The organism is Pantoea sp. EABMAA-21, from assembly GCF_030053335.1.
Classification (GTDB): domain Bacteria; phylum Pseudomonadota; class Gammaproteobacteria; order Enterobacterales; family Enterobacteriaceae; genus Pantoea; species Pantoea communis.
Genome location: NZ_JASGBX010000004.1, coordinates 234,329 through 254,584, shown reverse-complemented (window position 1 = coordinate 254,584; position 20,256 = coordinate 234,329). Strand labels below are relative to the sequence as shown.

The window sequence follows — 20,256 nt, the reverse complement described above, 5'->3', positions numbered from 1 at the left end:
AATGTAACTAAAGTTATAGAGTGTACCGTTTGGTTCATTAACAACTACATAATAGAACGGTTACATCATGTCTCACTCAAAAGATCTCTTCGCTGTGCTCGGCCGCGTCATGGCGGTGGGTCTGTTCTTCGCTTCGGGTCTCGACAAAATCACCCACTACGCAGACAACCTGCAAACTATGGCGAACAACGGTGTTCCCGCCTTTTTCCTGCCGCTGGTGATCCTGCTGGAAGTGGGGGGCGGTCTGGCCATTGCCTTTGGCTTTCTGACGCGATTCACGGCCATTTTTATGGCGGTGTTCTCGGTTCTGGCCGGATTCCTGTTCTATCAGGGATACAGCCACGCACACCTGATGGTGTGGTTAAAAAATATCTCCTGCGCTGCCGGTTTCCTGATGCTGTGTCTGAACGGCGGCGGTAAATGGAGCCTCGATCATCTGATTCAGCAACGTCTAGCACGTCATTAATATTTTCACCTAACCCTTTAATTATTCAGGATAACACCCATGAAAAAACTCCCGACAGTGCTGCTGTGCGGTGGACTTTTCTGTGCCGCGAGCCAGGCCGCCGAACCCGTTAACCAGGTCGCCGTATTAACCCATCACCAGGCGCAACAGCTGGTGGAGAAAGCTGAGCAGATTATTGGCAGCCATCACATCGGCGGCGCGATTGCGGTGGTCGATCCTTTTGGTCAGCTGATCGCTTATGAGCGTCTGGATGGTGCCACACTGGCCAACAGCGAACTCGCGCCGAAGAAAGCGCACTCAGCCGCCGCCTTTGGCGTGCCGACGTCCAGCTACCAGCAGAAAATCGCTGCCGGTAATGTCGGCATGCTGGGTAACCCGGTGGTGGTGCCGCTGCCAGGTGGTGAGCCAGTGAAAGTGAACGGTGTGGTTGTGGGCGCCATTGGTGTCAGCACGCCAGATGGCAACGTGGATGCGGAAGCGGCGCAGGGCGCGCTGTCGGCGTTGAAAGCAGGTTAGCCATGGAAAGAAGACGTTTTTTACAACTGATGATGGCCACACCGGTCATCGTTTCTATCCCGTTGCAACCCCTGTTGGCCGCACCTGCTGATGCCTCACAAGCGCTGCTGTTGCGCGCCAGTGAACTGTTAACCGGACGCCGTGGCCTCGATATCGGCATTTCTGAACGGTTATGGACGCTGCTGTGTGAACAGGATGCAGGGTTCCCGGCTCAGCTAGCGCGCCTGATGACGCGTCTCAATGCGTTGCAAAGCGAAGATCGTGAGCAGATCGTCGCGCAACTCGATGACGCGGATGTGAAGACCGCGCTAACGATTATTTCGCCGTGGTATCTCGGCTATACCGGTCATCCATCTACGACCAAAGCGGTGGATGACGCGCACTTCGTGACCTTCCTGTCGGCGCTGATGTATGAGCCAACGCGTGATCACACCATTCGCCCAAGTTATGCCAGAGCGGGCGGTGATTACTGGGCCGAAGTGCCTCCGGGCGTGACAGCGCCACCGATGCCCACCTTGATCCGCGAATGGGGCGATCAATCGCCTCTCGCCGCAAAGCAGATTAAAGAGCCTGATGCACCCTGGTTACTGATGGTGCAGGGCAAAGCCAAAACCCTCGTGGAAGCCGAGGCGATGCTGGCGCAGCACAATACCCTATAACAAGAATCGAGCAGGTACATCATGAGTGAATTTGATGCCGACGTGGTGATCGTCGGCTCCGGTGCGCTGGGCGCCAACGCCGCTTATCAGCTGGCGAAAGCGGGCAAATCGGTGATTATGCTGGAAGCAGGGCCTTATATTCCACGCTGGAAAGTGGTGGAAAACTACCGAAACGGTGCCAGTAAACGTAACTGGTGCACGCCATATCCGAATCTGCCGTGGGCACCAAACTCTTACACCGAAGGCTATATCGACGCCAAAGGGGATGACGATTTCGAATACGTCACCAGCTACTTACGCGTAGCCGGCGGCAGCACGCGTCACTGGGCATCCGCCTGCTGGCGCTTGTTACCTAACGACTTCAAGCTGAAAAGTGTGTACGGCGTTGGCCGCGACTGGCCGTTTGAATACAGCGAGCTGGAGCCCTGGTATGTCAAAGCCGAGCGTGAAGTCGGCGTCGTCGGCACCGCCAATGAGGACCAAAGCGGGCAAGGGCGCGGTCACTATCCGCCACGTTCAGCGGAATATCCGCTGCCGCCGGAAGCCAAGCCGTATATGGTGCAGCGCATGCAATCAAAGCTGGGCCCGATGGGTTATCAGGTGATCCATGAGCCGCACGCGCGCGTGTCACGTCCCTATGATGGCCGTCCTGCTTGCGCGGGCAACAACAACTGCGAACCGATCTGTCCGATTGGCGCGATGTATTCCGGTGATATGCACGTCGATAAAGCCGTGGCGCTGGGCGTGCAGTTACGCACCGAATGTGTGGCCTGGAAGCTGGAGAAAGGCGCAGGTAACAAGATCGTCGCGTTGCACTACCGTCAGCCAGATGGTAAAGACACGCGCCTCACCGCCAAAACCTTCATCATCGCCGCTCACGGGCTGGAAACGCCGAAGTTGCTACTGATGAATGATGTGGCCAACAGTTCCGATCAGGTCGGTCGTAACCTGATGGATCACACCGGTTTGAGCCTCACGTTCCTTGCTGACGAACCGCTGTGGACCGGGCGCGGTTCGGTGCAGCACGGTACTATCGCCAATCGCCGCGATGAAGCCACTCGCGCACAGCACTCGGCAATCCGTTATTCACTGCGTAACCTGGTGCCGAATGTTGATGTCACTGTGCCGCTGCTGAAGCAAGGCATGATGGGGCAAGCGCTGGATGATGCAATTCGCGACCGCGCTTCACGCATCATGAACATCAGTACCATGAGTGAAACGCTGCCCAGTCCCACCAACCGCGTGACGCCAAATTACGATCGCAAAGATTCTATTGGCCTGCCGATGCTCAACGTCAATTACCATCTTGATGATTACGTGCGCGGTATGCGCCCTCAGGCTTACAAGGATTTTGCTAACTTCCTGCAGGCCTTTAACGGTGAAGTGATTGAAGCACCGACTGGCTGGCGTAATCAGTATCACATCATGGGCACCACCATCATGGGCGATAACCCGCGAGATTCGGTGGTCGATGCGCACTGTCGTAGCTGGGATCATCCCAATCTGTTCCTCTCCACCACCGGCGTGATGCCCACCTCTGCCACGGTAAACCCTACGTTGACGGGGATCGCGCTGGCGTTGCGTATGGCCGATACCATCGCGAGGGAGATCTGATCATGCGCAAACCTATCAGACATCTGGCTGCGGCAAGCCTGTTGCTGGCCGGTGCCGTGCAGGCACAGGATGCTTCGCCGGATCTGGTCAAGCGGGGTGAATATCTGGCCACCGCCGGTGACTGCTCGGCCTGCCATCGCGATCCGCACAGTGGCAAACCTTTCTCGGGCGGTTACGCGATTCAGTCACCGATGGGAATGATTTACGGCTCCAACATTACGCCGTCGAAAACCGCGGGGATTGGCAACTATAGCCTGGCGGATTTCACTGCGGTGATGCGCAAAGGCAAAGCACCGGGCAATCATTACCTCTACCCGGCGATGCCTTATACCTCATTTGCCGGACTTTCAGATGAGGATATCCACGCACTTTATTCCTATCTGATGCTCGGTGTGCCAGCCGACGACCATCCAGCGCCTGAAACCGATCTGCCGTTCCCGTTCTCTTTCCGACCGGTGATGGCGATGTGGAATCTACTGTTCCTGGATAGCTCGGCAGTGCCGGGCAGCGATGCGGCCGCAGGCAGTGCAGAACGTGGCGAGTATTTGGTGCGCACGCTGGCGCACTGCTCCACCTGCCATACCCCACGTAACGGCATGATGGCGGAACAGGGCGATCGCTTCCTGTCGGGCGGCAAGGTTGGCAGCTGGACGGCACCGAATATCACGCCAGATGCCCAGGCGGGCATCGGTGACTGGAGCGAAGCGGAAATTGTCACCTATCTGCGCACCGGCGCGCTGCATGGTAAAGCGATTGCCGCGGGTGAGATGGGCACCGCGGTGCAGAACTCGTTCTCGAAAATGCAGCAGGGCGATCTGGAGGCAATGGCGCATTACCTGAAGCAGGTGCCTGCGATTGGCGGCGCGGATCGTAAAGCCCCGTCGGTAGCGCCACAGCCTACACCGCTGTCAGCCATTGAAACCGGCATGAAAAATGAGATCGCCGATTATGTCTCCGGCGATGCGATGAGCGGGGCGCAACTGTACAACGGTGCCTGTGCCACCTGCCACGCCAGTGACGGGCGCGGAACCCACGATGCTCAGCGTTTCTATCCCTCGCTGGTGGGATCTTCAGCGGTGCTGTCAGACGATCCCGCCAACCTGATCATGACGATTGCGGAAGGCGTGGACCGACAGACTGGCAACGATCATGCCTTTATGCCGGAATTTCGCACGCAGTTTAGTCAGGCCGAACTGGCCAAAGTGGCGGACTACGTCTCTACCAACTTCGGCAACCCGCAGCATGCGATTACGCCAGCTTATGTTGAGCAAACGCTGAAAGGCGAAAGCGGCAGCTGGCTGGTGCGATACGCGCATGCGTTAAGCATCATCGGTGGCGTCGTTGCGCTGCTGGTGATCGTGATGGCATTGATCCTTTTCCTGCGCCGCCGGAAATAACTTTTACGGGCGGCGTTGACGTCGCCCGCATTCAAAACGGTATGACCCTTTAAGGAGTAACTTCAATGAAAAAGGCTTTATCCCTTGCGCTGTTGAGCGCCGCGCTGTTCGGTTCTGCTGCCGCGCATGCCACCCTGACGCAAACCATTCTTTCCCAGGGCGATGCGCAGAAGCTGATCGCGGCCGCGCAGGAAAAAGCGCACGCGCTGAACGCCAACGTCTGTATTGCCGTGTTGGATCAGTCAGGCCAGCTGCTGGCGTTTAACCGTATGGACAATGCCCCCGTTGGCTGCATCGATTCCTCCATTTTGAAAGGCCGTGCGGCTGCGTTGTATCGCACGCCAACAGACAAATATATGGATCGCGCCAACGGTAAAGAACCGGCGATTGCGACCTTACCGGGCGTCATTCCGCTCGGCGGCGGCTCACCGGTGGTGTGGCAGAACAACACCATTGGTGCAGTGGGCGTCAGCGGTTCTGCTAACCCGAATGAAATCGCCATCGCCAAAGCAGCAAGCGACGGCTTTAAATAACGACGCCGGTCGTTGCTCAAATATTCATGACGCAAAGGTGCACTTTGATGCACCGGTGGGCGGCCTGAGGGGCGCCCGCGCAACACAACACCTCATTCAGTTCTCCTCCGACCTGCTCATCCATCAAGTTCCTGCGCCGCGCGCCGATAGTCTCTACAGAGGGATGTAGGTGCACAGGGAGTGGTTCATTTTTTAACCGAAAAAGTGTCAACTCCAGGAGCGCCATAATGGCCAAACACGCATCAAAGAAAACAATGAGCACCCGCACGCAGATGCTGCTGACGGGCGCCTTAACCATCACCCTCGGCTTTGCCGTCACCATCGGCGTGTTGAGCTGGCAGTCCAGCAACGAGCAAAAGTCACTGGCCGAAAACTATCTGCAGCAGATTGCACAAACCCAGGCACTGCAAATCCAGCAGGAGCTGAGCTATGCGCGCGACGTGGCGCATAACCTCGGCCACAGTCTGATAGCGCTGCCAGCCGCAGGGATTCAGGATCGTAAAGTCGCCGATAAAGTCATGGAGTCGGCACTGCGCGATAACCCTGACTACCTGTCGATTTCAGTGGTCTTTGAAGAAAACGCCTTCGATGGCCGCGACGCCGAGTTCGCCACCCAGCCAGGTGCTGCACCGAAGGGGCGTTATGCCTTCTTCGTCGATCGCGATCAGTCGGGCAATTTCAAGATGCACCCGCTAACCTCGATCTTTACACCGGGCCAGGGTGACTACTACCTGCTACCGCAGAAAAGTCAAAAAGACACACTAATTGAACCCTACAGCTATGCCTACAACGGTGTTCCCACACTGCTGACGTCCGTGGCGGCGCCGATTCTCAGCCAGGGGAAATTGTGGGGTGTTGTGACTTCAGATATTTCACTGGCCTCGCTGCAGGAGAAAGTGAATAAAATCAAACCCTGGGATGGCGTGGGCTACGCCATGCTGCTGTCCAGTGCGGGGAATGTAGTGTCATACCCGGATAAAAACCAAACCAGCAAAGCGTGGAAGGGCGATACCCATCACTACAGTTCAGACGTCATGGAACAGCATGACGCGTTACTGGGTGAAGATGCATTGGTCACCTGGCAGCCGGTGGTGATCGGTAACAGCGATCAGAAATGGTATCTCGGGGTGGTCGCGCCGGTGAGCAAAGTGATGGCGGCGGCGCATCGTCAACTGGTCAACGCCGTGATACTGATGATCATTAGCATTCTGGTGGTCTGCGCCCTGCTGGGGCTGTTATTCAGCCGCAAAGTATTGAAACCGATCGGTGGCGAGCCGCTGGAAGCCGCGACCATTGCGTTGGCGGTGGCGGACGGCAAGCTGGATAACGTCATCACACTGAAAGGGCGCGATAACAGCAGCCTGTTCTATGCGCTGCATACTATGCAAAACCAGCTGCGTGAGATTGTTGGGCAAATTCAGGACGCCAGTTCCTCCGTTCGTCAGGGCGCAGGCGAAATTGCCAGCGGTAACCTCAATCTGGCCTCGCGCACGGAAGAACAGGCGGCGGCACTGGAACAAACCGCCGCCAGCATGGAGCAAATCACCGCCACAGTGAAACACAACGCCACTAATGCGCATCAGGCGACGGCGTTGACGGAAAACGCCACGCAGATCGCCAGTCGTGGCGAATCGCTGGTGGGTGAAGTGGTACAGACCATGGCGCAGATCGATGACAGTGCGAAGAAGATTGGCGATATCACTGCCATCATCAACAGCATCGCTTTCCAGACTAACATCCTTGCATTGAATGCGGCGGTGGAAGCGGCGCGTGCCGGTGAGCAGGGGCGTGGTTTCGCGGTGGTGGCTTCTGAAGTGCGTAATCTGGCGCAGCGCAGTGCTAACGCGGTGAAAGAGATTGCGGCGCTGATTGAGGAGTCGAGCCAGCGTGTCGGCAGCGGTGTTCAGCTGGTGCAGGACGCCGGTAAGACGATGCAGGAGATGACCCAGGCAGTGAATTCAGTGCGGACTATCATCGGTGAGATCGTGGTGGCATCCGATGAGCAGGCGCGCGGTATCAGCCAGGTCACCATCGCGGTGAATGAAATGGACGGCACCACCCAGCAGAACGCCGCGCTGGTGCAACAGATGTCTGCGGCCGCAAGTTCGCTGGAAGATCAGGCGGCACAACTGGCACAAACGGTGGGACGTTTTCAGTTGAGTTGAGCCAGCCGTCTGCGTTGAAGACCTTGTCACAACGGGCCGCGCCTTATAACGTAGGGCGCGGCCTTGTGCTATTTGCTCAAGGCCGATAATGATTTCCACACATCGGGAACCCTCATGAATCGCCAGCAACTGTTCGAACACATCAGCCAAACCTACCAAGTTGAACCCGACTATCCGTGGATGAAACACAGTGAATACGCGGTGCTGCGGCATCCGCGCCACCGTAAATGGTTTGCGTTAGTGTTCCCGCTGGAGAGCCACAAACTCGGATTGGACGCAGGACCGGTGGTACAGGTGATGAATATCAAAACTCGTCCCGAACTCACCGGCTCCCTGCGCCAGCAGCACGGCGTCTATCCGGCTTATCACATGAACAAAGAGCACTGGATCAGCCTGACGCTGGAAAATGGCTTGCCGGATAGCGAGATCATTGCACTGCTGGATGAGAGCTTTAGCTTAACGTTTTAGGCTTTCGCGCCAGGATGACATTGAGCGGTGACATCGGGAACGGTTGCATCCGCTGGACGCGCTCAATATCAAATCCTGCCTGCCGCAATTCCTCGCACAGCACACCCTCATTCGTGACGTTGTAACCTCGCATCATTAACGGGGTAAAAAATGGCAGTACCTGCCGTGCTTCCTCTGGCTGCTCAGGGACTTCTGCATGGGCGCTGAGCAGCAATCCGCCTGGCTTTAAGCGTGTGAACCACTCGCGCAGCATCGCCTGTCTGTCCGCCATAAAATAAAGAAACGATGAACTCCAGATAATGTCCACCTGACGCCCTTCAGGCAATTTCGCCAGCGCGCAACCGCGATCGCTCAGGCCGGCTTTTTCGATATTACGCTGTGCAACGGTGGAGGTTTGAGGCAGGTCAAGCACGATCACCGAAAGCTGCGGAAAGCGTTGCGCTAACGCAATGCTGATCAACCCCGGACCGCCACCCATATCCAGCAGTAGCGCCGGACGCTGAAAATCTGCCAGGGTATTAGCGATTGCGCAGGCGGTGTCCGCGCTCAGCGCACGCTGTTCCTGGGCGATTTGATGCAAGGCGGCATCCGCCCACGCGGTATCGATTTGCAAAGGATCCTGCCAGCCGGGTTCCGCCTGCGTCAGCAGTTGTGGCATCCGCTGAGCGAACTGCTGTAACACCTGATGACGATAGCGCCAGGCGTCACCGATATAGCGGCGACTGTCGTGACACAGATAAGTGTGCACATCGGGTGCCAGCACAAAGCAGCCAGCTTCATGCGTGAGCAGTTCGGTGCTCCATAACAGGCGTAACAGATGATAGGTCTGATGCGGCTGCCAGTCATAATGTTGAGCGACTTGCGCAGCGGTGGCAGGTAACGCCAGAAAATCAAACAAGCGGTGTTCAAATGCCAATGCCACCGCGCCGTTGAGGGCGTGCTGAGCCAGCAGATGATCGAGGGTAGGAAGCGGTGAACGCATAGCAATCTCCTGAACAGGTAACGTGAACATCAGACTAGCCTTTGGCGTAAATGCAATTTATTCTCATTTGTCTGCGAGACGGTGATTTAACTCTGCGAAAGGAGAAAGGATGCAAAAGCCTGGTGAAATGCGTGTGCGCCAGCATCAACTGTCGCGAGAGATGCGCATGGTGCAATCGGACTACTGGCCCGTTCAGGCACACTGCGAGTCTTCAAAACCGTCTAACGAGCAGCCACAGCTGGTGCTGACTTTTGGTGTGCAGGGAGAATCGCGCTTTCGGGAAAGCAACGGACGTGAGATCGCTTTCAGCGCCGGGCATCTCACCGTGACCAGTTTTAAGGCCAGCCAGGGCGAGCGTTTGTATCGCGCGGGTGAGCGGGTGCAACAGGTGCGCCTGATTCTCAGTGCGGCGAATGTGCGCCACTATTTTGGCGAACAGGCTGCAGAAGGATTGTTGCAGCCTCAGCTTAAGCGCCACCTTTTTAGCCGTTTCGGCCACGCCACCGCGGCGCAACTCAGCCAGGTGCATGAGGATCCGTTGTTACTGGAAATTCAGGCGCTCAGCCTGTTGGCGTTGCATCGTCATCAGCTTCAACCCACTACTACTCAGCACAAGCTACATCCTCAAATGGTTGAACGGCTGGAACAGGCACGCGACTGGATGCGCAATCATCTGGCTGAGGGTTTTTCACTGAGCGCGCTGGCGTTGGCGGCAGGATTGAGTGACCACCAGTTGAAAACAGGGTTTCAGCAGCATTTTAGCTGCACGCCGGGCGCGATGCTGTTACAGATGCGCATGGAGCACGCGCATCGCTTGCTGGAACAGGGATTTCAGGTGGCTCAGGCGGCATGGCAAGTGGGATATCAACATCCGCGCAATTTCAGCGTCGCGTTTCAACGCTATTTTGGACGCCCGGCCAGTGCGATTACCGGGCGCAGAAGAGAATGGTAATGCAAGCTATAAAACGACAATGTCTATTGATAAACCATGCTCGGCTGGTTTTGAAAGGACTGAAATATGGTATTGAATTTATGGGTTGGTATGATTACAACGTAATAGAAAGAAACAATGAGCGTGATGCATCATATTGTTTTCAAATTTCTCATGAACGTTAATTGACTTATGATTGTAATTGTTAGTTATAATATTAAGGCTAAAAAATGAAATTCTCTTTTGATTCAATATTTAGTTATCTATCTGACTTGCTTGAAAATAAACCATTATTTATATTGTTTTTCTCTATCATATTGATTTTTATGCTTTATTCTTTCAAAAGGAAGGCGGGCTCAGGTTTTTCATTAGCCTATAGGTTTCATAAATTTTTGTTTGGCGCTGCACTTCAGAACAAAAAAGACCTCATACATGAAATAAATAGCATTGAGCAGTTTAATTTCCTTTTTAATACTCGAGCGATATCCATTTCTCAAAAGAAATCATTTGAAAAATGGATAAAGAAATATGAGCTTGATTTTAAAATCATTGGCAAGCTTAAAAATAACCTAAATATGGATAATTTGAAAATTACTAAGTATTCCTGGCGATATCTGACAATCTTATTTGCCATTATATTGTTAGTTTTCACTTCGTCATTTGGAAGTGCAATTGTAGCAATAAAGCCTGCGGGTCTGATCAACATAAATAATACTGGGTGGTTTTGGTTCAATGAACAAGGAGCTGAAGAATATGATTTTTTTGGTAAAGGGGATTGGGGTTTTACCCCAAAAGATTGTGAAAATCAAAAATCAATTCGAAGCACACTACCATCCAAAACAGTCGAGGTTATCTGCAGTTCATTTAATAAAGAAAAGGATAAGATTTACATAAGCAAACTTATAAAAAAACAAAGATGGTTCTTTGGTGGTCTGACATTCTTAATCGGAGTTATTTTGTATTCTATGTTTAGGCATGCAGTCGTCATATTAGTGACTTATGATGTAAGAAGGATGGTTTTTGCCAAGATTCGCAGATATAGAAATCAAAGATCATGGCGACATTTGAGAAGAGATAATACTAAAAACACGAATGATCCTAATGAATCATTAAAAAATTAACGATTTTAAAAACAACGTTTATTGGACGCCCGGCCAGTGCGATTACCGGGCGCAGAAAGCAGGATTAGCGTGAACGACGAGACGGCATCATGCGCAGTAAGGTGTTGTCTTTGAATAAATAATGATGCGCCAGTGCCGCAACGGCATGAATACCAATCAGCCAGTAGCCGTAAGGGGCGAGTGTTTCATGCCACTCTGCAATGCTGTCAGCAAAATCAGGATCGGGATCGCCGCTCACCGGCATCGGAATACCAAAAATCCACCAGGTGCGGCCCATATAGAAGCGCGACAAAATGCCGAGAATCGGCAACACAATAAAGAACAGGTAGATCGCCAGGTGCATGAGGTGCGCCAGGCCGGTTTGCCAGTGTGGCGGTTTAGGGACTATCGCCGGGCTGCGATGACGAAAGCGCAGAATGACGCGTGACAGCATCAGCACCAGCACACAACTCCCTGCGCTGAAATGACCAATGATCATGGCAAAGCCCTGCCAGGATCCGCGCGTCGCTAATCCGCGAAATTCCATGGTGCAATAGGCCGTGACGACCAGCAAGAAGGTCAGCCAGTGGAGAAAAATCTGCGAAGGGGCGTATTTGGTGCTCATCATTAATTCCATCAAAGGGCGTAGCAGAAGCGCTAACATAGCGGAAAGCGTACTGAATTAATTCATATTTTGACACATCCTCCGACGAAATGCTTACCGCTGGGCTTCGGATGCCTGCATCAGTTGGCTGAGTAAAGACTGCAGCTGCTGTTGCTGATCAACACTCAACATCGCGAGCAGATCACGTTGAGTCTCTGTATGCACCAGCAGGGCTTGCTCAATCTTTTCACGTCCGGCATCGGTTAAGGCGACCAGCATACTGCGCTTATCCTCAGGGTCGGCCACGCGCTCAATGGATCCCACCTCCCCAAGACGATTGAGCCGATTGGTCATGGCGCCAGAAGTAATCAGCAGCGATTTGTACAACTGCGTGGGTGAAAGGCAATAGGGAGGGCCCGCACGACGCAACGTAGCGAGCACATCAAACTCCCCATCGCGAAAATGGAAAGGAGCCAGTGCCTCCGCGCGCCGGGTGGCGAGGTGCTTCATGATGCGCAACATGCGGCCAAATATCGCCATTGACGAGGCATCCAACTCAGGCATGGCGTTGGCCCACTGCTCGATAACAAAATCAACGTGGTCGGTCATATTTCCCCTCGAATGTGTTGCTTAGTGCGCATCCCTCTATCGAAATGCCGCAAAGTATCTTAACGTTAAGATACTTTCGACGCACATGGAGATGCAAAGTGACTCGTACCTTACCTGCTTTAGGCATGTTTGCTTTACTGGTTTTCATCATCGCACTGAATTTACGACCGATCATGGCCGCCATCGGACCGTTGTTTCCGCTACTGCAACGCGAATCTCACCTCAACGCCACGCAACTCAGTTTACTCACCACCTTGCCGGTGGTGATGATGGGGCTGTCTGCCCTGGCGGGGCCGTGGTTGCTGCGTTGCGTTGGTGAGGTTCGCGGCATCGCCGCCGGTTTGATTCTTTTGGCGTTAGCTTGCCTTGTGCGCGGTGCTGTCCCAACAGCTGAGATGCTGATTGCCAGTGCGCTGGTGGCGGGCATTGGCATAGGCTTAATTCAGGCGTTGATGCCTGCGCTGATTAAACGGCACTTTGCTGCACAGGCCGGCACGCTAATGGCACTTTTTACCACCGGGATTATGGCCGGTGCAGCGCTGGCTGCCGCGACGGCCGCCCCATTGGCGGATGCGCAGGGGTTGGGCATGGCACTTACCATACCCGTTGTGCCCGCGATTGTTGCGGTACTGCTATGGTTAATCACGTTGCGCCACAGCGTTTCTGCTGCGAATACTCAGTGCGTTAAACCCGTACGAACACGCCGTAGTGGGTTGCTTATGGTGTTCTTCGGAATTGGTACAGGGGCTTACACGCTGGTATTAGCCTGGTTGCCGCCGTTTTATATGCAGCATGGCTGGACGCCGCAGCACAGCGGCTATGTGCTCGGTGCACTGACGCTAACGGAAGTGGTGGCGGGCTTTATCGTGTCGGGCTTAATCCATCGCTTCCGTGACCGCCGTTTTCCGCTGTTGCTGGTGCTGACCTCCTTGCTGCTGGGATTAATCAGCCTGATGTGGCTGGGCGGTGCGCTGGCCTGGTTGCCCACTGTGCTGCTCGGATTGGGGATTGGTGCGCTGTTTCCGCTATCACTGATCGTGACGCTGGACCATGCGCATTCTCCGGAAGAGGCGGCGGGATTGTTATCCTTTGTGCAAGGCGGCGGCTATTTGCTGGCCGCGCTGATGCCCTTGATGGCCGGTATTGTCCGCGATCGTGCCGACTCACTGGATAGCGCATGGGCCATTATGAGCGTCGGGATGGTGGTTTTGATGGCGATGGCATTGCGTTTTAAACCCCAGCGATAACCGGGCTTGTCTGCTTGCAGAAGGTACAAGGCAGCGCATACCATTGCGAGCGATTAACACAATCAGGAGCTTTTATGTCACCACAAGTGGGTGTAGGGGTATTGATTTTCCGTGAAGGAAAACTGTTACTGGGCCGCCGCAAGGGCAGCCACGGTGCAGGGGATTGGTCAGCACCCGGCGGACATCTGGAATTTGGTGAATCTCCGGATGAGTGCGCACGCCGCGAAGTGCTCGAAGAAACCGGATTAACCCTGACCGAATTGCAAAACGGCGCATTCACCAGTGATGTGTTCCCTGAGGCCAACAAGCACTACATCACCTTGCTGCTGGTGGCACATCACCCGCAGGGGGAACCGCAGTTGATGGAGCCGGAAAAGTGCGAAGGCTGGCAGTGGTTTGCACCTGAAGCCTTGCCGCAGCCGCTGTTCGCGCCGCTGCGCACATGGATTGTTCGCGATGGCTTAGCCGCGTTGCATCATCTCGCACAGGTTACAGCGCGATAATCGCCTCAATCTCAACCTTCAGATCCGGTGAGAACAGCTGGCTAATTTGCACCAGCGAACTGGCGGGTAGATGCTCGCCATAATGTTTAAAGAGTACGGCCCGCAGATCATTAATCTGGGCAAAGGAGGTGATGAAAATGGTCACTTTAATCAGATGGCTCAGCGAGGTATTTTCGGAAGCCGCAATCAGGTGCAGCTGCTGAAAGATAGCCTCAGCCTGTGAGGCAATATCGCCTTGCTGCGCGGGTGTGGCAAAGGCTGTTAAACCTGAAACATATAAGGTGTCGCCATGCTTCACCGCGTGCACATATGGCGCTTTCACTTCGCCCAGTTCCGGGTAATTTTTGCGTATTAACATCGATTGCTCCTTAATCCAGTTTTAACACCATCACCGTGACGTCCTCATCGGCGATATTTCGCTGTTCCACGTCCTGCCAGCCAAAGCGGCGATACAAGGCCTGTTGGTCAGGTGTATACAGCCAAAGTGCAGGGATCGATTTTGCTCGCGCTTCGGCAATCAGGCGGGTCACTAATGCACTGGCCAACCCTTTGCCGCGATGTTCGCGAGCGGTGATCACTTCACCCAGCCAAAATTCACGCTCGGGGATGTCACTCAATTCGTAATGGATGATGCTGGCGGTGGCCATCAATTCGCCCTCGTGCGTGGTGGCAAACAGCGTCATCGTTTGGGCATCAGCGGCATTGCGTGATTGCAGCCGCTGGCGGATCACATCGCGGTCATGCCAGTTAGGTAGCTCGGACCATTCGCGGTGTAGCATGTCAGCAATTTCATCATGGAAATGTGACATCTGGGCCAGACAGTGTATCTGCATCCATCATTCTTCAAGGCTAACAGAGGAGTCAAACAACATAACCGTTAACCTCGAAAGGAACCAGGCTATTTGCCTGGTTCTTATGATTAGGTTGTCTGGTTGGCCAAAGCCACCGCATCTTCCCCGGCAGGAATGCGCATCGGTGCGTTGGGATCGGTTGCCGCTTGCCATATCGCGGCGGCGACATCTTCGGCTTTGGTGGTGGGCTGCGGTTGGTGCATGCCCGCCATAATCCCATCCAGCATCGGTTGGTAGGCGTCGAGGAAGGTTTGCTCCATGCGCGGCATGGCGTTCTTGCCGAAATCGGTGGTGGGCGCCAGGCCCGGCAACACCAGCCGCACATTAACATTAAACGGCTGCAACTCCAGCGCCAGTGATTCAGTGAACGCATTGACTGCGGCTTTGCTGCCGGTATACACCGCCAGCAGCGGCAGGGATTTCAGCGTCACGGTTGAGGTCACATTGATCACGATACCGCCGCGTTTGGCGCGGAACTGAGGCAGCACCGCCTGCGTCATGGCGATGGTGCCCAGCGTGTTAGTCTCAAACACTTCGCGTACCGTGGACATCGGCATGCCTTCCAGGGAGGTCAGCACGCCTATTCCGGCGTTGTTCACCAGCACGTCGATCTCGCCTGCGTCAGCGATTGCCTGACTGATGCTTTCGGCGTTGCTGACGTCCAACGGCAACAGGCGCAAATTTTCCGAAGCCGGGAACAATTCCGGGCGAGGATGACGCATAGTGGCAATCACCTTCCAGCCGCGTTCCAGAAAATAGAGCGCGGTGGCGTGACCAAAGCCGGAAGAACAGCCGGTGATAAGGATCGTTTTCATCTTTCACTCCTGCATTGCATTGGGTGGATGCTCACTATAGAGTCAGTGAGATGGACTCACTACAATGCAAAGTCCATATTTCATTCGCAGGAGTCCATAATGATCGATCCCCTTGCTGAGATAGTGTCGCTGCTGCAACCTCAGGCGGCCTTTTCCAAACGAGTACGCGCCAATGGTCGCTGGCGCGTCAATCGCAGTGAAACCGGACAGCCGTTTTACTGCCTGGTACTGGCTGGGCGCAGTCAATTGAAGATGAAAGGGCATGAACCCCTCTCACTTGAGCAGGGCGATTTTGTCCTGATCCCAGCGGCGTGGGAGTTCTGCATGAGCAGTGCCGAACCACCCGATGACGATGCGCCCGAAACATTGCCGGAAATGCTTAGCCCCGGTGAATTCTGGATTGGCGATCAGCAGCAGCCTGCTGAAGTGCAAACGCTGATTGGCTATTGCCAGTTTGGTGCGCCTGACGCGGGATTGATCGTCTCGCTGTTACCCCAATTTATTCATGTCCGCGGGGAGTCACGGCTGACCACACTGGTACAACTGGTGATGGATGAGTGTCGTGCGCAGCGTCCTGCTCGCCATGTGGTACTAGAACGCCTGCTGGAACTGCTGCTGATTGAGGCGCTGCGTTCGATGCCAATCTGTCATGCTTACCCTGGCGTGATGAGTGGTTTAGCCGACGAACGTCTGGCGGCGGCCATCCGCGACATGCACGCCAACCCGGCGCATCCCTGGACTGTGGCGCAATTAGCCAAAGTTTCCGCGCTATCCCGTTCGGCATTCTTTGTGCGTTTCCGCGCAGCAGTGGGCGTAGCGCCGATGGTTTATCTGCTCACCTGGCGCATGGCTTTGGCCAAAAATTTACTGCGTGGCAAAAATATGGCGGTAGCGGATGTCGCAGAACGCGTCGGCTATCGTTCCGCCAGCGCGTTTAGTGTGGCCTTCACCCGTTATGTGGGGCACCCGCCCGCATGGTTTGCCGCAGGTCAGGATATTTAGCGATAAAGCTTAAAATTACCTGTAAGGCTGGTGATTTTTTCTTAAGGGCCAATCAAGACAATTGCCACGAGCTCAATGTTGCCACTGTTCGCGCTGGCAATGCGCTCGCCGTATTCGTCATAGGTTTTGCAGGATTGCGCCAATGCGCTAAACGGCATGGTAACGATTTCGTCCTACGCGCGGCTCTTTATCCTGATAATCAGGAAGGACAGGTCGTTTGTGGAGCGATGCTGCATTAAAGTAAAGTCGTCTTAGGGTGCTGATATCGCTTTCATGGTAGAACCACTGTCCTGTATCTCCACAGGCATGAGACATGACCGGCATGTTCGGTCTAGAAATTCAAGTCCTCAGCTGCTTTAGGGTACTGATTAAAAACGCTGTTTAACCCGCAATGTACATTACCCATCCCATGATGCTTAAAGCAGATGTGAGAATATATCCCACACCTTCACCTGTCATATAGCGGCGCATGGTCATCTCAAATTGACCTACTTGGATTTTTTCGCGTTGTTCGTCATCAGTGGAGTTAAGGATGGTGCGAAAAGCCGCAATGCCATTGGTCATAAAAAGTGCGCAGACCGAGGCGATGGTAAGGGTAAGAACATCATGAATTTGCATGGGGGAGGCTTCTGCTCGTCAAATAATTGAGAGTTGATTTTAATGTGTTAGATTAATCGATTCAGTTCACATTTATCTATTATTGCTATCGCTGAAAGGTCCTTAATAGCGGCATCAACCAGGCCACTGTTAACAACATGGGTGTAATCCGCTGCACCTTTAACTCGCCCCTTTTTAAACATCTTGCTGATTTATTATCAGAAACTGACTTTGGAAAGGGAACTACCATCTTTTATGGCAGGCATCGTCACTAAATGCCCGCAGCCCCGGATAGTCTGTTTTATATGCCATTCCTGCGAAGCCAGAGAGTTAGTGGAGTTTTTATACTTGACGCCATCACTCGCGTCATTATTTCGCCCCGAGAAAGCACCGTTGCGACGGCAGACAGGATCATCGTTTTAAATGATAGCAATGTGACGGCTGGGATTAATTCATTCAAACAGGCGGCGCAGCGTGAAGTTCACGCCCATGGTCAGCAGGGGATCTGGCGGATTCCACTCTGGCTTCAGCAGTGACAGCAGGTAATCAATGATATCGTTGCGCCACCGCCTGCGGCGCTGAAGGTTCGCCAGTGGCGGCGGATGCGCTGGTGGCCTTTAGCTGCAAATTAGTTAATACCGTAGACTGGCATACGCACGCGATATTTCTTGGTGAGGTGACCCACGTGGCGCACCCCAACAGCGATGGGCAACCGCTGTTGTATCACGACCGGGGGTTCCATCAACTCTCAGCGCTGTAACTTAAAGAACGGGAGGGCAAGTGCCTCCCGTTATGTTCAGGGCAACATAATTACCACATCAATTTCCAACAGCAATTCCGGTTCGGCGAGCGCAGAGATCTGAAACAGCGTGCTGGCAGGTAACTCAAGTCCTTCAAAGAAGCGCTGGCGTACCGGATGAATATGCGGCACCAGCGCCAGGTCGGTGACATAAGTGGTGGTGCGCACAATCCAGTCACGCTGTGCACCCAGCCCCTCCAGCAAACAATCGATATTGGCATACACTTGCTCGACCTGCTGCTGCATATCTCCAATGCCGACCACGTTTCCTTCTTCATCCCACGCGACTTGCCCGGTCGGGAATACCGGCGTTCCGGGACGAATTTTGACGTGATTGTAATAGCTGCGCGCCTTCAAACCGGCGGGATTGATAATGCTCATAACGCTCCTTAACCCTGTTTCGTTCGCGAATGTTCTCGCTTCAAGGCTATCACCCGTGCGCGTTGCCGGGTAAAGGTATCCTGGCAACGCCGCATTGCCACTAAAGCAACACGGCGGCGGTTACAAACGCTTTTGTGACGCGGCATCGAACAGCATCGCACGCGCATAATCCACTTCAACGGCAATCATATCGCCTGCTGCGGCACCGGAACGTTGGGTGGTAAACAGCATCACCTCATGCCCGAATAAGTTGCCGTGGATGAGCTCGGATAAACCGGTGGGTTCGACGAGAGAAACCTCCAGTGGCAGCGCGTGTGGAGAACCTGCTGAAGCCAGTGCGATGTTTTCAGGTCTGATGCCATAAATGACTTCACGACCTTCAGGCTGATTGGCCCATGCCGGGTTAGCGGGCAACAGCGCGCTGTCGCCGATGCGCACGCCATTCGGGGTGACAACGCCATTGATAAAGTTCATGGACGGTGAGCCGATAAAGCTGGCGACAAACTTGTTGGCTGGCGTGTCATACAGTTCCAGTGGTGTGCCGACTTGTTGGATAACTCCGTGGTTCAGCACCACAATCCGGTCGGCCAGCGTCATCGCCTCAACCTGATCATGCGTGACATACACGATAGTGTTGTTCATCTGCTGATGCAGGCGTTTAATCTCGACGCGCATCTTGCCGCGCAGTTGTGCATCCAGATTGGAGAGCGGTTCATCAAACAGAAAGACCTGCGGCTGGCGCACGATCGCGCGTCCCATCGCCACACGCTGGCGCTGCCCGCCGGACAGTTCTTTGGGACGACGATCCAGAAGATGTGAAAGATTAAGGATATCCGCCGCTCGCTTCACTTTCTCCTCAATCTCCGCACGCGGACGTTTCTGGATTTCGAGGCTAAAGCCCATGTTGCGTGCCACCGTCAGGTGCGGGTAGAGCGCATAACTCTGAAACACCATTGAGATATCACGATCTTTCGGGGCGACATCATTCATCAGTCGTTTTCCGATGCGGAGATCGCCGCTACTCGCCAGTTCCAGACCCGCAATGGTGCGCAGTAAGGTGGATTTGCCACAGCCGGACGGCCCGACCAACACCACGAACTCACCATCGTTAATCGTGAGGTTGATATCGCGCAGGACTTCAACATTGCCGTAGCGTTTGTCGATCTGCGCCAGTGTAATTTCTGCCATGTTTACCCCTTAACCGCGCCAGCGGTCAGACCCTGAACCAGATATCGTTGAATAAAGGCGAAGAACAGACAGGCAGGAATCAGCGCCATTACGGCGGCTGCCATCATTTCACCCCATGAAACGGCAAATTTGGAGACGAAGCTGAGTAAACCCACCGGGAAGGTCATCACTTCGTTTTTGTTGATCAGCATCAGCGAGAACAGCAGTTCGCTCCATGCCGCGGTAAACACGAAGCCGAGCGTTGCCGCCATTCCCGGTAACGTCAGCGGAACCAGTACCCGATACAGCGCCTGAAAACGTGTGCAGCCCTCCAGCATCGCAGACTCTTCCAGATCTTTGGGGATGGCATCAAAGAATGACTGCATCAAAAAGATGGCAAACGGGACGTTAAAGGCGGTGTAAATCAGCACCAGACCCAGAAGACTGTTGGTCAGGCCGAGCGGGGCCATCACGCGATAAATCGGGGCGATGATCATCACCAAGGGGAACATCTGCGTGAACAACAGCAGCGCCGCCATCACCATCTTGCCGCGAAAGTGAAAACGCGAAAATGCATAGCCGGCACCAGCAGCAATCAGCGTGGTCAGGAAAGCGGTGCTGAAAGAGACGATCAGACTATTGCTGAAGAAGGTGGGGAAATCACTGTCGGTGAGCACTTTTTGAAAGTGGCCTAAAGTGAAGCCGCCCGGCAACAGTGTCACGCCCTGGCTGAACAGCAGCTGATCCGGTGTGACTGAAATCTTAATGATCCAGTAAAGCGGAAACAGGGCAAACAGCAGGTAGAGGCCAATACTCACGCGGTGACCAATCATCGGTAACAGTTTCATTT

23 protein-coding genes and 2 pseudogenes are annotated in these 20,256 nt (G+C 54.2%); 14 read left to right on the top strand and 11 right to left on the bottom strand.

Going from position 1 to position 20,256, the window contains the following annotated elements:
- Nucleotides 1–67: 67 nt before the first annotated feature.
- The 8 genes from QMZ65_RS08410 (at nt 68) to QMZ65_RS08375 (ending at nt 7,818) form a co-directional block, all read left to right on the top strand.
- Entirely contained in the window at nt 68–466 is a 399-nt protein-coding gene (locus QMZ65_RS08410; protein ID WP_058961083.1) for a DoxX family protein, read from the top strand.
- Between the two features lie 39 nt (nt 467–505).
- Entirely contained in the window at nt 506–982 is a 477-nt protein-coding gene (locus QMZ65_RS08405) for a GlcG/HbpS family heme-binding protein (RefSeq protein ID WP_283215799.1), read from the top strand.
- A 2-nt stretch (nt 983–984) separates the two neighbouring features.
- Nucleotides 985–1,641 carry a sugar dehydrogenase complex small subunit gene (locus QMZ65_RS08400; RefSeq protein ID WP_283215798.1) on the top strand — a complete coding sequence of 219 codons (657 nt, stop codon included), beginning with the start codon at nt 985–987 and terminating at the stop codon, nt 1,639–1,641.
- A gap of 21 nt (nt 1,642–1,662) precedes the next feature.
- Nucleotides 1,663–3,255 (top strand): GMC family oxidoreductase, encoded by a 1,593-nt coding sequence (locus QMZ65_RS08395; RefSeq protein ID WP_283215797.1) that lies wholly within the window; start codon nt 1,663–1,665, stop codon nt 3,253–3,255.
- Nucleotides 3,256–3,257: 2 nt separating this feature from the next.
- Nucleotides 3,258–4,652, top strand: coding sequence for a cytochrome c (locus QMZ65_RS08390; protein ID WP_283215796.1), 1,395 nt, complete (start codon nt 3,258–3,260; stop codon nt 4,650–4,652).
- A 65-nt stretch (nt 4,653–4,717) separates the two neighbouring features.
- Nucleotides 4,718–5,185, top strand: a complete 468-nt coding sequence (locus QMZ65_RS08385; protein WP_283215795.1) for a GlcG/HbpS family heme-binding protein — start codon at nt 4,718–4,720, stop codon at nt 5,183–5,185.
- Nucleotides 5,186–5,412: 227 nt separating this feature from the next.
- Nucleotides 5,413–7,350, top strand: a complete 1,938-nt coding sequence (locus QMZ65_RS08380; RefSeq protein WP_160834502.1) for a methyl-accepting chemotaxis protein — start codon at nt 5,413–5,415, stop codon at nt 7,348–7,350.
- Nucleotides 7,351–7,464: 114 nt separating this feature from the next.
- A complete protein-coding gene (locus QMZ65_RS08375) occupies nt 7,465–7,818 on the top strand; it encodes an MmcQ/YjbR family DNA-binding protein (RefSeq protein WP_283215794.1) in 354 nt (117 codons plus the stop codon).
- Here QMZ65_RS08375 and QMZ65_RS08370 read toward each other — a convergent pair.
- The gene (locus QMZ65_RS08370; protein WP_283215793.1) at nt 7,802–8,800 is read right to left on the bottom strand and encodes a methyltransferase domain-containing protein; all 999 of its coding nucleotides are present in this window, start codon (nt 8,798–8,800) and stop codon (nt 7,802–7,804) included. The two genes, QMZ65_RS08375 and QMZ65_RS08370, sit on opposite strands and share 17 nt — an antisense overlap.
- Before the next feature lie 109 nt (nt 8,801–8,909).
- Here QMZ65_RS08370 and QMZ65_RS08365 point away from each other — a divergent pair, with 109 nt between their 5' ends.
- Both QMZ65_RS08365 and QMZ65_RS08360 read left to right on the top strand, forming a co-directional pair.
- Entirely contained in the window at nt 8,910–9,752 is an 843-nt protein-coding gene (locus QMZ65_RS08365; RefSeq protein ID WP_283215792.1) for a helix-turn-helix domain-containing protein, read from the top strand.
- Nucleotides 9,753–9,961: 209 nt separating this feature from the next.
- Complete coding sequence (locus tag QMZ65_RS08360) at nt 9,962–10,852, top strand: DUF6216 family protein (protein ID WP_283215791.1); 891 nt, start codon at nt 9,962–9,964, stop codon at nt 10,850–10,852.
- Nucleotides 10,853–10,916: 64 nt separating this feature from the next.
- Here the strand turns inward: QMZ65_RS08360 and cybB are convergent, their stop codons facing one another.
- Together cybB and QMZ65_RS08350 are read right to left on the bottom strand one after the other, a co-directional pair.
- Entirely contained in the window at nt 10,917–11,456 is a 540-nt protein-coding gene (cybB, locus tag QMZ65_RS08355) for a cytochrome b561 (protein ID WP_283215856.1), read from the bottom strand.
- A gap of 93 nt (nt 11,457–11,549) precedes the next feature.
- Nucleotides 11,550–12,044 carry a MarR family winged helix-turn-helix transcriptional regulator gene (locus tag QMZ65_RS08350; RefSeq protein ID WP_283215790.1) on the bottom strand — a complete coding sequence of 165 codons (495 nt, stop codon included), beginning with the start codon at nt 12,042–12,044 and terminating at the stop codon, nt 11,550–11,552.
- A 98-nt stretch (nt 12,045–12,142) separates the two neighbouring features.
- On the opposite strand from QMZ65_RS08350, the gene QMZ65_RS08345 reads away from it, so the two are divergent.
- Nucleotides 12,143–13,291: an MFS transporter gene (locus QMZ65_RS08345; RefSeq protein WP_283215789.1), complete on the top strand. Its 1,149-nt coding sequence runs from the start codon at nt 12,143–12,145 to the stop codon at nt 13,289–13,291.
- 74 nt (nt 13,292–13,365) lie between these two features.
- Nucleotides 13,366–13,794, top strand: a complete 429-nt coding sequence (locus QMZ65_RS08340) for a nucleotide triphosphate diphosphatase NUDT15 (protein WP_283215788.1) — start codon at nt 13,366–13,368, stop codon at nt 13,792–13,794.
- Here the strand turns inward: QMZ65_RS08340 and QMZ65_RS08335 are convergent.
- The 3 genes from QMZ65_RS08335 to QMZ65_RS08325 form a co-directional block, all read right to left on the bottom strand.
- Entirely contained in the window at nt 13,781–14,152 is a 372-nt protein-coding gene (locus QMZ65_RS08335) for a RidA family protein (RefSeq protein WP_160834509.1), read from the bottom strand. The genes QMZ65_RS08340 and QMZ65_RS08335 overlap by 14 nt on opposite strands.
- Nucleotides 14,153–14,162: 10 nt before the next feature.
- Nucleotides 14,163–14,627, bottom strand: a complete 465-nt coding sequence (locus QMZ65_RS08330; protein WP_097117875.1) for a GNAT family N-acetyltransferase — start codon at nt 14,625–14,627, stop codon at nt 14,163–14,165.
- Between the two features lie 86 nt (nt 14,628–14,713).
- Nucleotides 14,714–15,460: an SDR family oxidoreductase gene (locus QMZ65_RS08325; RefSeq protein ID WP_283215787.1), complete on the bottom strand. Its 747-nt coding sequence runs from the start codon at nt 15,458–15,460 to the stop codon at nt 14,714–14,716.
- 99 nt (nt 15,461–15,559) lie between these two features.
- Between QMZ65_RS08325 and QMZ65_RS08320 the strand changes: the two genes are divergently transcribed.
- Nucleotides 15,560–16,462: an AraC family transcriptional regulator gene (locus QMZ65_RS08320; RefSeq protein WP_283215786.1), complete on the top strand. Its 903-nt coding sequence runs from the start codon at nt 15,560–15,562 to the stop codon at nt 16,460–16,462.
- A gap of 41 nt (nt 16,463–16,503) precedes the next feature.
- Here QMZ65_RS08320 and QMZ65_RS08315 read toward each other — a convergent pair.
- Together QMZ65_RS08315 and QMZ65_RS08310 are read right to left on the bottom strand one after the other, a co-directional pair.
- Nucleotides 16,504–16,635 (bottom strand): annotated as a pseudogene (locus QMZ65_RS08315) (DUF2000 family protein); the annotation flags it as partial.
- Nucleotides 16,636–16,843: 208 nt separating this feature from the next.
- Nucleotides 16,844–17,080, bottom strand: coding sequence for a hypothetical protein (locus QMZ65_RS08310; protein ID WP_097117877.1), 237 nt, complete (start codon nt 17,078–17,080; stop codon nt 16,844–16,846).
- A gap of 568 nt (nt 17,081–17,648) precedes the next feature.
- On the opposite strand from QMZ65_RS08310, the pseudogene QMZ65_RS08305 reads away from it, so the two are divergent.
- Nucleotides 17,649–17,819, top strand: a pseudogene (locus QMZ65_RS08305) (flavin reductase family protein); the annotation flags it as partial.
- Between the two features lie 36 nt (nt 17,820–17,855).
- Here QMZ65_RS08305 and QMZ65_RS08300 read toward each other — a convergent pair.
- From QMZ65_RS08300 to QMZ65_RS08290, 3 genes are all read right to left on the bottom strand, one after another.
- Complete coding sequence (locus tag QMZ65_RS08300; protein WP_160834514.1) at nt 17,856–18,239, bottom strand: RidA family protein; 384 nt, start codon at nt 18,237–18,239, stop codon at nt 17,856–17,858.
- Nucleotides 18,240–18,359: 120 nt separating this feature from the next.
- A complete protein-coding gene (locus tag QMZ65_RS08295; protein ID WP_182058310.1) occupies nt 18,360–19,427 on the bottom strand; it encodes an ABC transporter ATP-binding protein in 1,068 nt (355 codons plus the stop codon).
- Between the two features lie 2 nt (nt 19,428–19,429).
- Complete coding sequence (locus QMZ65_RS08290) at nt 19,430–20,254, bottom strand: carbohydrate ABC transporter permease (RefSeq protein ID WP_283215785.1); 825 nt, start codon at nt 20,252–20,254, stop codon at nt 19,430–19,432.
- Nucleotides 20,255–20,256 lie beyond the last annotated feature (2 nt).

What these genes read in the sequence shown, in the direction of transcription:
- QMZ65_RS08410 (WP_058961083.1), top strand. Translation starts at nt 68, where the DNA reads ATGTCTCACTCAAAAGATCTCTTCGCTGTGCTCGGCCGCGTCATGGCG.
- QMZ65_RS08405 (WP_283215799.1), top strand. Translation starts at nt 506, where the DNA reads ATGAAAAAACTCCCGACAGTGCTGCTGTGCGGTGGACTTTTCTGTGCC.
- QMZ65_RS08400 (WP_283215798.1), top strand. Translation starts at nt 985, where the DNA reads ATGGAAAGAAGACGTTTTTTACAACTGATGATGGCCACACCGGTCATC.
- QMZ65_RS08395 (WP_283215797.1), top strand. Translation starts at nt 1,663, where the DNA reads ATGAGTGAATTTGATGCCGACGTGGTGATCGTCGGCTCCGGTGCGCTG.
- QMZ65_RS08390 (WP_283215796.1), top strand. Translation starts at nt 3,258, where the DNA reads ATGCGCAAACCTATCAGACATCTGGCTGCGGCAAGCCTGTTGCTGGCC.
- QMZ65_RS08385 (WP_283215795.1), top strand. Translation starts at nt 4,718, where the DNA reads ATGAAAAAGGCTTTATCCCTTGCGCTGTTGAGCGCCGCGCTGTTCGGT.
- QMZ65_RS08380 (WP_160834502.1), top strand. Translation starts at nt 5,413, where the DNA reads ATGGCCAAACACGCATCAAAGAAAACAATGAGCACCCGCACGCAGATG.
- QMZ65_RS08375 (WP_283215794.1), top strand. Translation starts at nt 7,465, where the DNA reads ATGAATCGCCAGCAACTGTTCGAACACATCAGCCAAACCTACCAAGTT.
- QMZ65_RS08370 (WP_283215793.1), bottom strand. Translation starts at nt 8,800, where the DNA reads ATGCGTTCACCGCTTCCTACCCTCGATCATCTGCTGGCTCAGCACGCC.
- QMZ65_RS08365 (WP_283215792.1), top strand. Translation starts at nt 8,910, where the DNA reads ATGCAAAAGCCTGGTGAAATGCGTGTGCGCCAGCATCAACTGTCGCGA.
- QMZ65_RS08360 (WP_283215791.1), top strand. Translation starts at nt 9,962, where the DNA reads ATGAAATTCTCTTTTGATTCAATATTTAGTTATCTATCTGACTTGCTT.
- cybB (WP_283215856.1), bottom strand. Translation starts at nt 11,456, where the DNA reads ATGAGCACCAAATACGCCCCTTCGCAGATTTTTCTCCACTGGCTGACC.
- QMZ65_RS08350 (WP_283215790.1), bottom strand. Translation starts at nt 12,044, where the DNA reads ATGACCGACCACGTTGATTTTGTTATCGAGCAGTGGGCCAACGCCATG.
- QMZ65_RS08340 (WP_283215788.1), top strand. Translation starts at nt 13,366, where the DNA reads ATGTCACCACAAGTGGGTGTAGGGGTATTGATTTTCCGTGAAGGAAAA.
- QMZ65_RS08335 (WP_160834509.1), bottom strand. Translation starts at nt 14,152, where the DNA reads ATGTTAATACGCAAAAATTACCCGGAACTGGGCGAAGTGAAAGCGCCA.
- QMZ65_RS08330 (WP_097117875.1), bottom strand. Translation starts at nt 14,627, where the DNA reads ATGCAGATACACTGTCTGGCCCAGATGTCACATTTCCATGATGAAATT.
- QMZ65_RS08325 (WP_283215787.1), bottom strand. Translation starts at nt 15,460, where the DNA reads ATGAAAACGATCCTTATCACCGGCTGTTCTTCCGGCTTTGGTCACGCC.
- QMZ65_RS08320 (WP_283215786.1), top strand. Translation starts at nt 15,560, where the DNA reads ATGATCGATCCCCTTGCTGAGATAGTGTCGCTGCTGCAACCTCAGGCG.
- QMZ65_RS08310 (WP_097117877.1), bottom strand. Translation starts at nt 17,080, where the DNA reads ATGCAAATTCATGATGTTCTTACCCTTACCATCGCCTCGGTCTGCGCA.
- QMZ65_RS08300 (WP_160834514.1), bottom strand. Translation starts at nt 18,239, where the DNA reads ATGAGCATTATCAATCCCGCCGGTTTGAAGGCGCGCAGCTATTACAAT.
- QMZ65_RS08295 (WP_182058310.1), bottom strand. Translation starts at nt 19,427, where the DNA reads ATGGCAGAAATTACACTGGCGCAGATCGACAAACGCTACGGCAATGTT.
- QMZ65_RS08290 (WP_283215785.1), bottom strand. Translation starts at nt 20,254, where the DNA reads ATGAAACTGTTACCGATGATTGGTCACCGCGTGAGTATTGGCCTCTAC.